Below are 12605 nucleotides of genomic sequence, written 5' to 3' on the forward strand. Positions count from 1 at the left end.
CCAACGGCCCGCAGCGGCTCTGGCAGTGCAATCAGGGTTTCCCTCGGTGGACGGCGGTCATGTATGCTAGGTCGTTCACCCTTTTGACACCGGATTGCCGATGCAGCGGTTTTCCCGCTGCCTGGATAAGGTCTCCCATCTCTAAGCGCAAAGTAGCCATGCACGAACTCTATCAGCCCCGTGAAATCGAAGCCGCCGCCCAATCGTACTGGGACGAGCAAAAGTCTTTTGAAGTCAGTGAACAGCTAGGCAAGGAATCGTACTACTGCCTATCGATGTTCCCGTACCCGAGCGGCAAGCTACACATGGGCCACGTGCGCAACTACACCATTGGCGACGTCATTGCCCGTTACCAGCGCATGCTGGGCAAGAACGTCCTGCAACCAATGGGCTGGGACGCCTTCGGCATGCCGGCTGAAAACGCCGCGATGAAAAACAACGTCGCGCCGGCCAAGTGGACGTACGAAAACATCGACTACATGAAGACCCAGCTCAAGAGCCTGGGCCTGGCCTTCGACTGGTCGCGCGAAGTCACCACCTGCAAGCCTGATTACTACCGCTGGGAACAGTGGCTGTTCACCCGCCTGTTCGAAAAAGGCGTGATCTACCGTAAAAACGGTACCGTGAACTGGGACCCGGCCGACCAGACCGTGCTGGCCAACGAGCAGGTTATCGATGGCCGCGGCTGGCGTTCGGGCGCGCTGATCGAGAAGCGCGAAATCCCGATGTACTACTTCAAGATCACCGACTACGCCGACGAGCTGCTGGAAAGCCTCGACGAACTGCCGGGTTGGCCTGAACAGGTCAAGACCATGCAGCGTAACTGGATCGGCAAGTCCCGCGGCATGGAAGTACAGTTCCCGTACGATCAGGCCAGCATCGGCCACGCCGGGGCGCTGAAGGTTTTCACCACCCGTCCGGACACCCTGATGGGCGCCACCTACGTGGCCGTTGCAGCCGAGCACCCTCTGGCTACCCAGGCTGCTCAGGGCAACCCGCAGTTGCAAGCCTTCATCGATGAATGCAAAAGCGGCAGCGTTGCCGAAGCCGACGTCGCCACCCAAGAGAAGAAGGGCCTGGCCACTTCGCTGTTCGTCGAGCACCCTCTGACCGGTGAAAAACTGCCGGTATGGGTCGCCAACTACGTACTGATGCACTACGGCGACGGCGCAGTAATGGCTGTTCCCGCCCACGACGAGCGTGATTTCGAGTTCGCCAAAAAGTACAACCTGCCGCTCAAGGCCGTGGTTCGCACCAGCCTGGGCGATGAAGTGGCTACCGAGTGGGATGCCGCCTGTGGTGAACACGGCGTGCTGATCAATTCCGGCGAGTTTGACGGCCTGGACTTCCCGGGCGCGTTCGACGCCATCGAAGTCGCGCTGATCAAGAAAGAGCTGGGCAAGTCGCGCACCCAGTTCCGCCTGCGCGACTGGGGCATCAGCCGCCAGCGCTACTGGGGCTGCCCGATCCCGATTGTCCACTGCCCATCCTGCGGTGATGTACCGGTGCCTGAAGATCAGTTGCCGGTCATCCTCCCGGAAAACGTGGTACCGGACGGTGCAGGCTCGCCACTGGCACGCATGCCTGAATTCTACGAGTGCAGCTGCCCGAAATGCGGCACGCCAGCCAAGCGCGAAACCGACACCATGGACACCTTTGTCGAGTCGTCGTGGTACTTCGCTCGCTACGCCTCGCCAAACTACGAGGGCGGCCTTGTCGATCCAAAGGCAGCCAACCATTGGCTTCCGGTAGACCAGTACATCGGTGGTATCGAGCATGCCATCTTGCACCTGCTCTATGCACGCTTCTTCCACAAGCTCATGCGTGATGAAGGCCTGGTGACTTCCAACGAGCCATTCAAGAACCTTCTGACCCAGGGCATGGTCGTTGCCGATACCTACTACCGCGTCGCCAGCAACGGCGGCAAGGACTGGTTCAACCCGGCTGACGTAGAAGTAGAACGTGACGCCAAGGCCAAGATCATCGGCGCCCGCCTGAAAACCGACGGCCTGCCTGTCGAGATCGGCGGCACCGAGAAGATGTCCAAGTCCAAGAACAACGGCGTTGACCCGCAGGCGATGATCGAAGCCTACGGTGCCGACACCTGCCGACTGTTCATGATGTTCGCGTCGCCACCCGACATGAGCCTGGAATGGTCCGACTCCGGCGTCGAAGGCTCCAACCGCTTCCTGCGCCGCGTCTGGCGCCTGGCTCAGGCCCATGTCACTCAAGGCCTGCCGGGCAAGCTGGATATCGCTGCGCTGGACGACGATCAAAAAGTGATTCGCCGTGCCATTCACGCGGCCATCAAGCAGGCCAGCACCGATGTCGGTCAATTCCACAAGTTCAACACCGCCATCGCCCAGGTGATGACCCTGATGAACGTGCTGGAAAAAGCCCCGCGAGCCAGCGAACAGGACCGTGCCCTGGTACAGGAAGGCCTGGAAACCGTCGCCTTGCTGCTGGCACCGATCACCCCGCACATCAGCCATGAGCTGTGGCATCGCCTGGGTCACCAGGGCGCAGTCATTGACGCCGGCTGGCCGGCAGTAGATGAAAGCGCCCTGGTCCAGGACAGCATCGTGCTGGTCATCCAGGTCAACGGCAAATTGCGTGGTCAAATCGAAATGCCGGCTGCAGCAAGCCGCGAAGAAGTCGAAGCCGCTGCCCGCAGCAACGAAAACGTGCTGCGTTTCACCGAAGGCCTGAGCATCCGCAAGGTCATCGTGGTACCGGGCAAGCTGGTTAACATCGTCGCCAACTGACAGGACAACCGGCCCGCCTGAACAGCGGGCCGGTACACAGAATCGGCCCACAAGGGAGCAACAAGATGATCAAACGCAATTTGCTGGTAATGGGCCTGGCGGTAATGCTCAGCGCCTGCGGTTTCCAGCTGCGTGGTACTGGCACCAGTGAACTGAGCATCAAGGAACTGGACGTAAGCGCACGCAACGCCTATGGCGAAACCGTGACCCAACTGCGTCAGGCCCTGAAAAACAGCGGCGTGAACGTCTACACTGGCGCACCGTACAAGCTGGTCTTGACCAACGAAGCCGAAACTCAGCGCGCAGCCACCTACACGGGCGGTTCGGGCAGTGCCGAGTATGAGCTGACAACAGTGCTCAGCTACAGCATCAATGGCCTCAATGACACCAACTTGCTCAGCGACAAGCTCGAAGTGCGCAAGATCTACGTGTATGACGGCAACAACATCACCGGTGGTGACCAGGAAGCTTCGCAAACCCGCGAAGAAATGCGCCGCGACCTGGTGCAGAACATGCTGGTACGCCTGCAACTGTTGACCCCAGCCCAGCTGGACCAACTGCAAGTGGAAGCCGACGCACGCGCCAAGGCTGAAGCCGATGCCCTGGAAGCGGCCCGCCGCGCCCAGGACGAAACGCCCCAGCAGTCGCCACTGCAACTGCCCGTCAACTGAGTCTGAACGGGGCACTTCGGTGCCCCGCCTGCCGCCATGAAACTCGCCCCCGCCCAGCTCAACAAACACCTGCAAGGAAACCTCGCACCGGTCTATGTGATCAGTGGCGATGATCCATTGCTGTGCCAGGAAGCCGCAGACGCCGTGCGTGCTGCTGCGCGCCAGCAAGGGTTCGATGAGCGCCAGGTGTTCAGTGCCGATGCCAACTTCGACTGGGGCACTCTGCTTCAGGCCGGCGCCAGCTTGTCGTTGTTCGCCCAGCGCCGCCTTTTGGAGCTGCGCCTGCCTTCGGGCAAGCCCGGTGACAAGGGCGCCGCAGCATTGATCGAGTATTGCTCACGCCCCGCTGAAGACACCTTGCTGCTGATCAGCCTGCCCAAGCTTGATGGCAGCGCGCAGAAAACCAAGTGGGGCAAGGCGCTGGTCGAGGGCCAGCAGGTTCAGTTCATCCAGATCTGGCCTGTAGACACCCAGCAGTTACCTCAATGGATCAATCAGCGCCTGGCGCAGGCTGGACTGTCGGCCCAGCGTGATGCCGTGGACCTGATTGCGGCGCGGGTGGAAGGCAACCTGCTGGCAGCGGCGCAGGAAATCGAAAAGCTCAAGCTGCTGGCCGAAGGCAACCAGATCACTGTCGAGACCGTCCAAGCCGCGGTGGCCGACAGTGCTCGCTTCGATGTCTTCGGTCTTGTCGATGCCATCCTCAATGGCGAAGCTGCGCATGCCCTGCGCATGCTCGAAGGCCTGCGCGGCGAAGGTGTCGAACCACCCGTAATTCTCTGGGCCCTGGCCCGGGAACTGCGCTTACTGGCTGGCCTGTCCCAGCAATACAGCCAGGGCGTGCCGCTGGACAAAGCGTTCAGCCAGGCGCGACCGCCGGTCTGGGACAAGCGCAAGCCGCTCATGAGCAAAGCACTGCAACGCCACTCGGCGCAGCGCTGGAGCCAACTGCTGCAAGATGCCCAGCGCATTGATGCGCAGATCAAAGGCCAGGCCCAAGGCTCCCCTTGGACCAGCCTGAGTCGATTGTCGCTACTGATGGCCGGGCAGCGCTTGCCACTACCAGCAGAGTGACATCAATCCTGCCCTGCAGGAGCAGGCTTGCCCCGCAACACGTTCGCCCCTATATTGCCTCCCAAGCCCACCCCCCAAAGGATTTCTGCCATGAGCAAAAAGTCCCGGCCCAACAAGGCCAAATCAATCATCGCCCAGCCTCTGTTCCGCAGCCGCCAGGAACGACCAGGCAAAGGCAAAGGCAGCTACCGCCGCGAAGCCTTCCAATCGAGAGATTGGGAGGCTTCTTACTTTTTGGTTGCATAAAAGCAAGATTTCGACAGGCATGGTATGGTCGGCACCTGACCTGAAATACCTGGAACTGTGCATGCCCTTTTGTCTTTCCCGTCGCTGGCAGCCTCGCCAGCTGATTGCTGCCTCCAGCCTCATCCTGCTTGTCGCCTGCGCGGAAAAACCCACCGCCGCCGATGCGCTACCGCTGGCCCCTGCCCAGCCGGCACCGGTTGTAACCGTGCCGAATCCGGCCGTCGACACCAGCACCGAAATTCAACCGTTACAAACCTTTGCCCAATGGCAAGCGGGCTTCCGTCAGCAGGCCCTGCAGGCGGGCATCAACCCCAGCACGTTTGACCGCGCCTTCCTCGGCGTCACGCCCGACATGGACGTGATCAAGGCCGACCGCAGTCAGCCAGAATTTACCCGGCCCGTGTGGGAATACCTCGACGGCGCGCTCTCACCCCTGCGCGTACGCAACGGCAAAAGCCTGCTGGGTAAAAACGACGAGTTGCTGGGCCAGATCGAACAACGCTATGGCGTAGACCGCAACGTACTGGTCTCGGTATGGGGGATGGAAAGCAACTTCGGCCAGTTCCAAGGCAGCAAATCGGTGATCCGCTCCCTGGCAACCCTGGCCTACGAAGGCCGGCGCCCCGCCTTTGCCCAGGCGCAGTTGATTGCCGCACTGCAGATTCTGCAGAACGGTGACATCCAGCCTGACGCGATGAAAGGCTCATGGGCCGGTGCCATGGGGCAAACCCAGTTCATCCCCACCACCTACAACACCCATGCCGTGGACTTTGACGGTGACGGGCGCCGGGATATCTGGAGCAGCTCTGCCGACGCCCTGGCCTCCACCGCCCACTATCTGCAAAGCTCGGGCTGGAAACGTGGCGAGCCCTGGGGCTTTGAAGTGCAATTGGCGCCAGGCTTCGACTACTGGTTGGCCGACGGTGCGCAACGCAAGACGGTTTCAGAGTGGATGCAACTGGGTCTGAAACTACCGGTCGGCACTACCCTGCCAGCCGGTAGCGAACAGCTGTCTGCTGCCCTACTGCTGCCGGCAGGCTACCGCGGCCCGGCGTTCCTGGTGCTGGATAACTTCCGCGCCATCCTCAAGTACAACAACTCGTCCTCGTACGCCATGGCGGTCGGCCTGCTTAGCCAGCGCTTCGAAGGCTCCGGCTACATTGCGGGCAGTTGGCCCAAGGATGACCTGCCTCTGAGCCGTAGCGAGCGCGTCGACTTGCAGACGCTGCTTAGCGCCAAAGGCTACGACGCCGGTAGCGCCGACGGTATCATCGGCGCCAATACCCGCAAGGCCATCCGCAACGCCCAGCAGGCAATGGGCTGGCCGGCTGATGGCTACCCGACGCATAAGCTGCTGGAAAGCCTGCGTCAGCGTTGACTCTTGAGCGCGGGGCAAGCCCACTCCTACAGAGCTTATCCAACTCTACGGGAGTGGGCTTACCCCGCGATTGCAATCAAGCAAACAAATCTTGCGTCAGACGCAAACAGCGCTGATCCGCATCCAGGTACACCTGCGCTCCCAGCGGCAAGGTGATATTGGGGTCGCAATGACCACTGCGCCATCCCGCCAGCACAGGAACCTGCAACGGCTCGAAGATCTCCCGCAATAGCGGTGTGAGCATCTGCACGGTCAACCCGGCAAAGTCCCCGACCAGCACCCCGCGCAGCCCTTCGAACTTGCCCGCCAGGCGCAGTTGGGTGAGCAGCCGGTCGATGCGGTACAAGGGCTCGTTGACGTCTTCGATGAACAGGATTCCCTCTCGGCAATCAAATTCAGCGGGTGTGTTCAAGGTTGCGCAAAGCATGGCCAGATTACCGCCCACCAAGCGCCCTGAAGCCGCGCCTGGGAGGACTGCGGTCAAAGGATGGCTCTGTGAATGTTCCAGCTCGTCACCACGCTTCAAACGCCCGGTGAGCTGTTCGAAAAGAGAAGGCACAGTCGGCGCCTGCTTGTTTGCCAACAATTCAGACTTGAGCATCGCCCCGTGGAAGGTCACGAAGCCGGCATGTCGGGCAATCGCACTGTGCAGCGCAGTGATGTCGCTGTAGCCGACAAAGGGCTTGGGGTGTTTGCGCAGCAATGCGTAATCGAGCTTATCGAGCAAGCGCATGCATCCGTAGCCACCACGCAGGCAGATGATTGCATCGACATCATCGGCAGCGAAGGCCGCATGCAGATCCGCCAGGCGCACGGCATCGTCGCCGGCAAGATAACCTTGTGCCTCAGTCACTCCGGGATAAATACGGCACTGATAGCCGCGTGCTTCGAACCATAGAATGGCTTTCAACGTGTCGATCTGGGCCGGCCCCGCCGGGGCAATGATCGCGATACGGCCATTGCTCGCCAGTGCTGCAGGCAGCCTGGAATCAGCCCTACACGCATCCGCTTGATGATCTAAAACAGCGTTCACCCAGACAGCTCCTTATCTGAATTTGGCCTTCGACTCTAGCGCGGTTCACTCACGAGTTTAAGGCGCAAAAGTCCCACAAACAAAAATGCCGATGCCGCTTACAAGCAGGCATCGGCATTGTTCGAAGCCGGGATCAGAGCTTGATCTTGGCCTCATGCGCCTGCTGGTCGGCGTGGTACGAAGAACGTACCAAAGGTCCGGAAGCGACGTTCTTGAAGCCCATCTTCAGGCCTTCCTCGGCGAACCAGGCGAAGGTGTCTGGATGGACGAAACGCTGTACCGGCAGGTGGCTGCGCGATGGCTGCAGATACTGGCCCAACGTCAGCATGTCGATGTTGTGCTCGCGCATGCGCTGCATCACCTCGATCACTTCTTCGTCGGTTTCGCCCAGGCCCAGCATCAAGCCGGACTTGGTCGGAACATGCGGTACCAGCTCCTTGAACTTCTGCAACAGGGTCAGCGACCACTGGTAGTCGGAGCCAGGACGTGCGGCCTTGTACAAACGTGGCACGGTTTCCAGGTTGTGGTTGAACACATCCGGTGGTGTCTCGGCGGTGATCGCCAAGGCTACGTCCATCCGACCACGATAGTCCGGCACCAGGGTTTCCAACTGGACGCCCGGCGACAGCGCGCGAATTTCACGGATGCAGTCGGCAAAGTGCTGGGCACCACCGTCACGCAAGTCGTCGCGGTCCACCGAAGTGATCACCACGTACTTCAAGCGCAGGTCGGCAATGGCGACGGCGAGGTTCTTCGGCTCGTCCACATCCAAAGGTTTCGGGCGACCATGACCAACGTCGCAGAATGGGCAGCGACGGGTGCAGATGTCACCCATGATCATGAACGTGGCGGTGCCGCCGGAGAAACACTCACCCAGGTTCGGGCAAGACGCTTCTTCGCAGACGCTGTGCAGCTTGTGCTTGCGCAGCAATTGCTTGATACGGTCGACTTCCGGCGAAACCGGGATCCGCACGCGGATCCAGTCGGGTTTCTTCGGCAATTCGTCGGTAGGAATGATCTTTACCGGGATACGCGCGACTTTTTCCGCGCCACGCAGTTTTACGCCCGCCTCGACCTTCGGCCGGGGCGCTGGAGTCACGCTTTGCACTGGTTCTTGCACAACAGTAGTCATATTCAGAAGATTCCGCCCGTAAGGGTCGTCTGCTCAGCATAGTCGAGGTGCTTGACCAGCTGCCCGCGCAGCCTTGCCCTTACCTCAGAGAGTTCGATCGAGCCTGCCTGGTCGCGCAGCTGGGTCATAGCCAGCCCCGCATACCCGCAGGGGTTAATCCGGCGGAATGGCGCAAGGTCCATGTCCACGTTCAAGGCAAGGCCATGAAAAGAACAGCCATTGCGAATCCGCAGGCCGAGGGAGGCGATCTTGGCTCCATCGACATAGACACCCGGGGCATCGGCCTTGGCCGCTGCCTCGACGTCGTAACTGGCCAGCAACTCGATCAGGCAGCGCTCCATCCGGGAAACCAGATCACGCACACCAAACCCGAGCCGGCGAACATCCAACAATAAATAAGCCACCAGTTGGCCAGGACCATGATAGGTCACCTGGCCACCACGATCGGTCTGCACGACCGGGATATCCCCCGGCACCAACAGGTGCTCGGACTTGCCTGCCTGGCCCTGGGTGAACACCGCCGGGTGCTCTACCAGCCAGACTTCGTCACCGGTTTCAGGACCACGCTGATCGGTAAACCGGCGCATGGCCTCGAGCACCGGCTCGTATGGCAACAATCCCAAATCGCGAAAGCCGAGGCTTTTCGACATCAGAGCACCATTTTCACGATGCCGGTGGCACGCAGGGCGCTATTGATGTTGTGCAACTGGTCTTCGCCAGTGGCAACAATGTGCAATTGCACAGTGGTGTACTTGCCTTCCTTGCTCTGACGTTCAGCCAGGGTCTTGAGATCGACCTCGGCGTACTTCTTCAGAATTTCGATTACCGTGTCTTTGAAATTGACCACGGTGTCACCGATGACCTTGATCGGGTAATCGGCGCAAGGGAATTCGATTTTGTGCGATTTGTCAGCTTCAGTCATGGCAGTAACGGCCTCGTAAGCCGTGGCAACAACAACGCCCCCGCGTGAGTTGGCGGGGGCGTGGCAGGTCACGATATCAGTTGAACAGCCCGTAGAAGAATAGACGAATGCTATCCCACACACGGCCGAAGAAACCAGCTTCCTCAACGGCGTCCAGCGCGATCAGATCAGCACTGTGTACAACGTTGTCATCCAGTTTGACTTCCACTTTACCGATCACGTCACCTTTGGCGATGGGTGCGGTCAATTGTGGGTTCATGGTCATGCTTGCAGCCAGCTTCTTCAATTGGCCTTTAGGCAAAGTCATGGTCAGGTCTTGCGCCAGACCGGCCTTGACCTGGTTGGCCGCACCCTTCCATACCTGCGCCTGAGCAAGCTCGGTGCCCTTCTGGTAGAAGGTCTGGGTTTCGAAGAAACGGAAGCCATAGGTCAGCAGCTTCTGGGTTTCAGCAGCACGAGCCTGCTCGCTGTTGGTACCGAAAACCACGGCGATCAAACGCATGCCGTCACGTACTGCCGAAGACACCATGCAATAGCCGGCTTCGTCGGTGTGGCCGGTTTTCAGACCGTCGACGGTCTTGTCGCGCCACAGCAGCAGGTTACGGTTAGGCTGCTTGATGTTGTTCCAGAAGAACTCCTTCTGCGAGTAGATCGCATAGTGAGCCGGATCTTCGTGGATGATCGCGCGCGCCAGTACGGCCATGTCGTGAGCCGACGAGTAGTGCTCTGGGTTTGGCAGGCCCGTCGGGTTCATGAAGTGGCTGTTGGTCATGCCCAGATCAGCAGCAGTCTTGTTCATCATGTCGGCGAAGGCGTCTTCGCTGCCGGCGATGTGCTCGGCCAGCGCGACACTGGCGTCGTTACCCGACTGAATGATGATGCCATGCAGCAGGTCGCTGACGCTGACCTGGGTACCGACCTTGATGAACATACGCGAACCACCGGTACGCCAGGCGTTTTCGCTGACGGTAACCGGGTCGTTCTCACCGATCTGCCCGCGACGGATATCCAGGGTCGCGATGTAGGCGGTCATCAGCTTGGTCAGACTGGCCGGCGGCAAACGCTCGTCACCATTGTTCGCGACCAGGACATTACCGCTGGAAGCTTCCATGAGCACGTAGGACTTGGCTGCCAGTTGCGGCGGCGACGGCATCATCTGCTCTGCCGCGAAGGCAGCAGGGGTGATCATCAGCGGTACAAGCAGGCAAAGGCGTTTGGCAAAGCTGGTTATGTTCATCCGTCTCTCGAAATGGCTAATGAGCTCATGCCCATAAGGGCAAAATGTCTTCAGGCACTGGGCCTTGCGAGCAAAACGACCATTGTACATGGCTGCTCTGCTCGCTTGCATGACAAACCGACCAGTCCCCCCGGTCAGTCTGCCGTCACAACTTTCGGCTGGCCAAGATTGGCCAGACGCACACTGTCCTGCATCTGCTGGGCTTCGCCCTGGCTATTGATCGGCCCCAGGCGCACCCGGTGCAGGGTCTGCTGATTGCGCACAATCGAACTGATGAAAACCGGCGCACTGACCATGCTGCTCAACTTGGAGCGCAATAACTCGGCTGCGTCCGGGTTGGCAAAAGCGCCGACCTGCAAGTAAAGACCATTACTGGCCTGGGCGTTGTTGCTGGCTACCTGCAAAGGCACCACTGCCGCAGCATGTTGTTGCGGCGGTGGCGTCCATTGTTCGACGGTTCCCGTGCTGGCAGACAAGGCCTGGGTTTGCGCAACCTGCGGCTGGTCCAGCACCATCGGCGCGGGCTGGCCACGCTGGGCCCACCATTGTTTCGGGTCGATGCCCTCGACGCGCACCCGCGCCGTGCCGGTTTCGGCATAACCGAGTTTCTTCGCGGCGGCATACGACAGGTCAATGATCCGGTCCGAATAGAACGGCCCGCGATCGTTGACGCGCAAAACCACGCTGCGGTGGTTGTCGAGGTTGGTCACCTTGACGTAGGCCGGCAGTGGCAAGGTCTTGTGTGCAGCGCTCATGCCGTAGAGGTCGTAGACCTCGCCGTTGGCGGTGTTCTGCCCGTGGAACTTGGTGCCGTACCACGAAGCGGTACCTTCAGCGCGGTAATTGCGCGACTCCTGGATCGGGAAATAGGTTTTGCCCAGCACCGTGTACGGGTTGGCTTTGTAGTTACCGGTGTGCACGGTCGGCGTGGCATCCGGGATCTTGGAGACATCGACATCCCACCACGGCGCACCATCCTTGTGGGCCCGGTTGATGTCCAGGCCCGGCTTGGCGCGCACCACATTATTGGTGCTTTGCGGGGCTGGCTTGCTCGAAGAGCAACTGGCCAGCATCAGGCCCAGGGCTGCACAACCGATCAGTTTCAGAGATGTAGCAGAAAACAATACGCGCATTACTTGGCGCCCCGTGCTTGAACCAGCAGGTCCGATAGCTGATGTACCGCCATCGCGTACATTACGCTGCGGTTGTAGCGAGTGATCGCGTAGAAGTTTTTCAGGCCCAGCCAGTATTCAGGGCCGTTCTCACCTTCAAGCCGGAAAGCGGTGACCGGCAGATCATCGCGCAGCGCATCATGACTTGACCAGCCCAGTGCCCGCAACTCTGCAACTGTCTTGACCGCCTCGATTCCCGGGGTCAGCCCCTCATCGACACGCTCGCCACTGACAGTAGCGCGGCTTACGACCTGCTCACCGGCAACCCATCCATGACGTTTGAAGTAGCTGGCAACGCTGCCGATGGCGTCGTCCGGGTTGTTCCAGATATTGATGTGGCCATCGCCGTCAAAGTCCACGGCGTAGGCGCGAAAGCTGCTCGGCATGAATTGCGGCAAACCCATGGCACCGGCGTAAGAGCCCTTCAGGGTCAGCGGATCGACCTGCTCTTCACGGGCCAGCAACAGGTACTCACGCAATTCTTTGCGGAAGAAGTCGGCACGCGGTGGGTAATCGAAGCCCAAGGTGGAGAGCGCGTCGATTACTCGGTAATTGCCGGTGTTTCGACCAAAAAAGGTTTCAACGCCAATAATCGAAACGATCACCTGGGCCGGAACACCGTATTCCTGTTCGGCACGAGCCAGTGTCGCCTCATGCTGACGCCAGAAATCCACCCCACGCGCCACACGGGCATCGGTGAGGAACATCGGGCGATAGTCTTTCCAGGGTTTTACCCGCTCGGCCGGACGAGAGATGGCATCGAGGATCGACTGCTTGCGCTTGACCTCGCGAAACACGTCCATCAATTGTTCATCGGCAAAACCGTAGTCGCGAGTCATCTGGGCGACGAACTCGGCTACCTGAGGCGATCCGTCATAGTCCCCGGCCGACGCTTGCTGGACACCACCGAGCAGACCTAGCAGGCCAACCCAGGGCATACAACGAGCAGCCCAGCCACGCATTGCTTGCATTTAA

At 60.0% G+C, this 12605-nt stretch carries 12 protein-coding genes; 5 read left to right on the forward strand and 7 right to left on the reverse strand.

From position 1 onward, the window contains the following. Nucleotides 1-158 precede the first annotated feature (158 nt). The 5 genes from leuS to V0R60_RS17935 all read left to right on the forward strand — a co-directional run bounded on the left by leuS (nucleotide 159) and on the right by V0R60_RS17935 (nucleotide 6134). Complete coding sequence (leuS, locus tag V0R60_RS17915) at nucleotides 159-2765, forward strand: leucine--tRNA ligase (protein ID WP_136474343.1); 2607 nt, start codon at nucleotides 159-161, stop codon at nucleotides 2763-2765. A gap of 65 nt (nucleotides 2766-2830) precedes the next feature. Next, a complete protein-coding gene (locus V0R60_RS17920; protein WP_136474342.1) occupies nucleotides 2831-3436 on the forward strand; it encodes an LPS-assembly lipoprotein LptE in 606 nt (201 codons plus the stop codon). A gap of 36 nt (nucleotides 3437-3472) precedes the next feature. Continuing rightward, entirely contained in the window at nucleotides 3473-4510 is a 1038-nt protein-coding gene (gene holA / locus V0R60_RS17925; RefSeq protein ID WP_136474341.1) for a DNA polymerase III subunit delta, read from the forward strand. A gap of 90 nt (nucleotides 4511-4600) precedes the next feature. Beyond that, nucleotides 4601-4756 (forward strand): alternative ribosome rescue factor ArfA, encoded by a 156-nt coding sequence (gene arfA / locus V0R60_RS17930; RefSeq protein ID WP_136474340.1) that lies wholly within the window; start codon nucleotides 4601-4603, stop codon nucleotides 4754-4756. 61 nt (nucleotides 4757-4817) lie between these two features. Next, nucleotides 4818-6134, forward strand: coding sequence for a lytic murein transglycosylase (locus V0R60_RS17935; RefSeq protein WP_136474339.1), 1317 nt, complete (start codon nucleotides 4818-4820; stop codon nucleotides 6132-6134). 76 nt (nucleotides 6135-6210) lie between these two features. Here V0R60_RS17935 and V0R60_RS17940 read toward each other — a convergent pair whose 3' ends face one another. From V0R60_RS17940 to mltB, 7 genes are all read right to left on the reverse strand, one after another. After that, nucleotides 6211-7167: a S66 peptidase family protein gene (locus tag V0R60_RS17940; RefSeq protein WP_330080433.1), complete on the reverse strand. Its 957-nt coding sequence runs from the start codon at nucleotides 7165-7167 to the stop codon at nucleotides 6211-6213. Between the two features lie 133 nt (nucleotides 7168-7300). Next, nucleotides 7301-8299: a lipoyl synthase gene (gene lipA, locus V0R60_RS17945; protein ID WP_136474337.1), complete on the reverse strand. Its 999-nt coding sequence runs from the start codon at nucleotides 8297-8299 to the stop codon at nucleotides 7301-7303. Between the two features lie 2 nt (nucleotides 8300-8301). Beyond that, nucleotides 8302-8949, reverse strand: a complete 648-nt coding sequence (lipB, locus tag V0R60_RS17950) for a lipoyl(octanoyl) transferase LipB (RefSeq protein ID WP_136474336.1) — start codon at nucleotides 8947-8949, stop codon at nucleotides 8302-8304. Beyond that, nucleotides 8949-9221, reverse strand: coding sequence for a DUF493 domain-containing protein (locus V0R60_RS17955; RefSeq protein ID WP_038606559.1), 273 nt, complete (start codon nucleotides 9219-9221; stop codon nucleotides 8949-8951). Before V0R60_RS17955 ends, lipB begins: the two co-directional genes overlap by 1 nt. Before the next feature lie 76 nt (nucleotides 9222-9297). After that, nucleotides 9298-10458: a D-alanyl-D-alanine carboxypeptidase family protein gene (locus tag V0R60_RS17960; RefSeq protein WP_136474335.1), complete on the reverse strand. Its 1161-nt coding sequence runs from the start codon at nucleotides 10456-10458 to the stop codon at nucleotides 9298-9300. 134 nt (nucleotides 10459-10592) lie between these two features. After that, a complete protein-coding gene (locus tag V0R60_RS17965) occupies nucleotides 10593-11591 on the reverse strand; it encodes a septal ring lytic transglycosylase RlpA family protein (protein ID WP_330080434.1) in 999 nt (332 codons plus the stop codon). Next, nucleotides 11591-12601, reverse strand: coding sequence for a lytic murein transglycosylase B (mltB, locus tag V0R60_RS17970; RefSeq protein ID WP_136474333.1), 1011 nt, complete (start codon nucleotides 12599-12601; stop codon nucleotides 11591-11593). Before mltB ends, V0R60_RS17965 begins: the two co-directional genes overlap by 1 nt. Nucleotides 12602-12605 lie beyond the last annotated feature (4 nt).

This window comes from Pseudomonas auratipiscis (assembly GCF_036324085.1).
Taxonomy (GTDB): domain Bacteria; phylum Pseudomonadota; class Gammaproteobacteria; order Pseudomonadales; family Pseudomonadaceae; genus Aquipseudomonas; species Aquipseudomonas auratipiscis.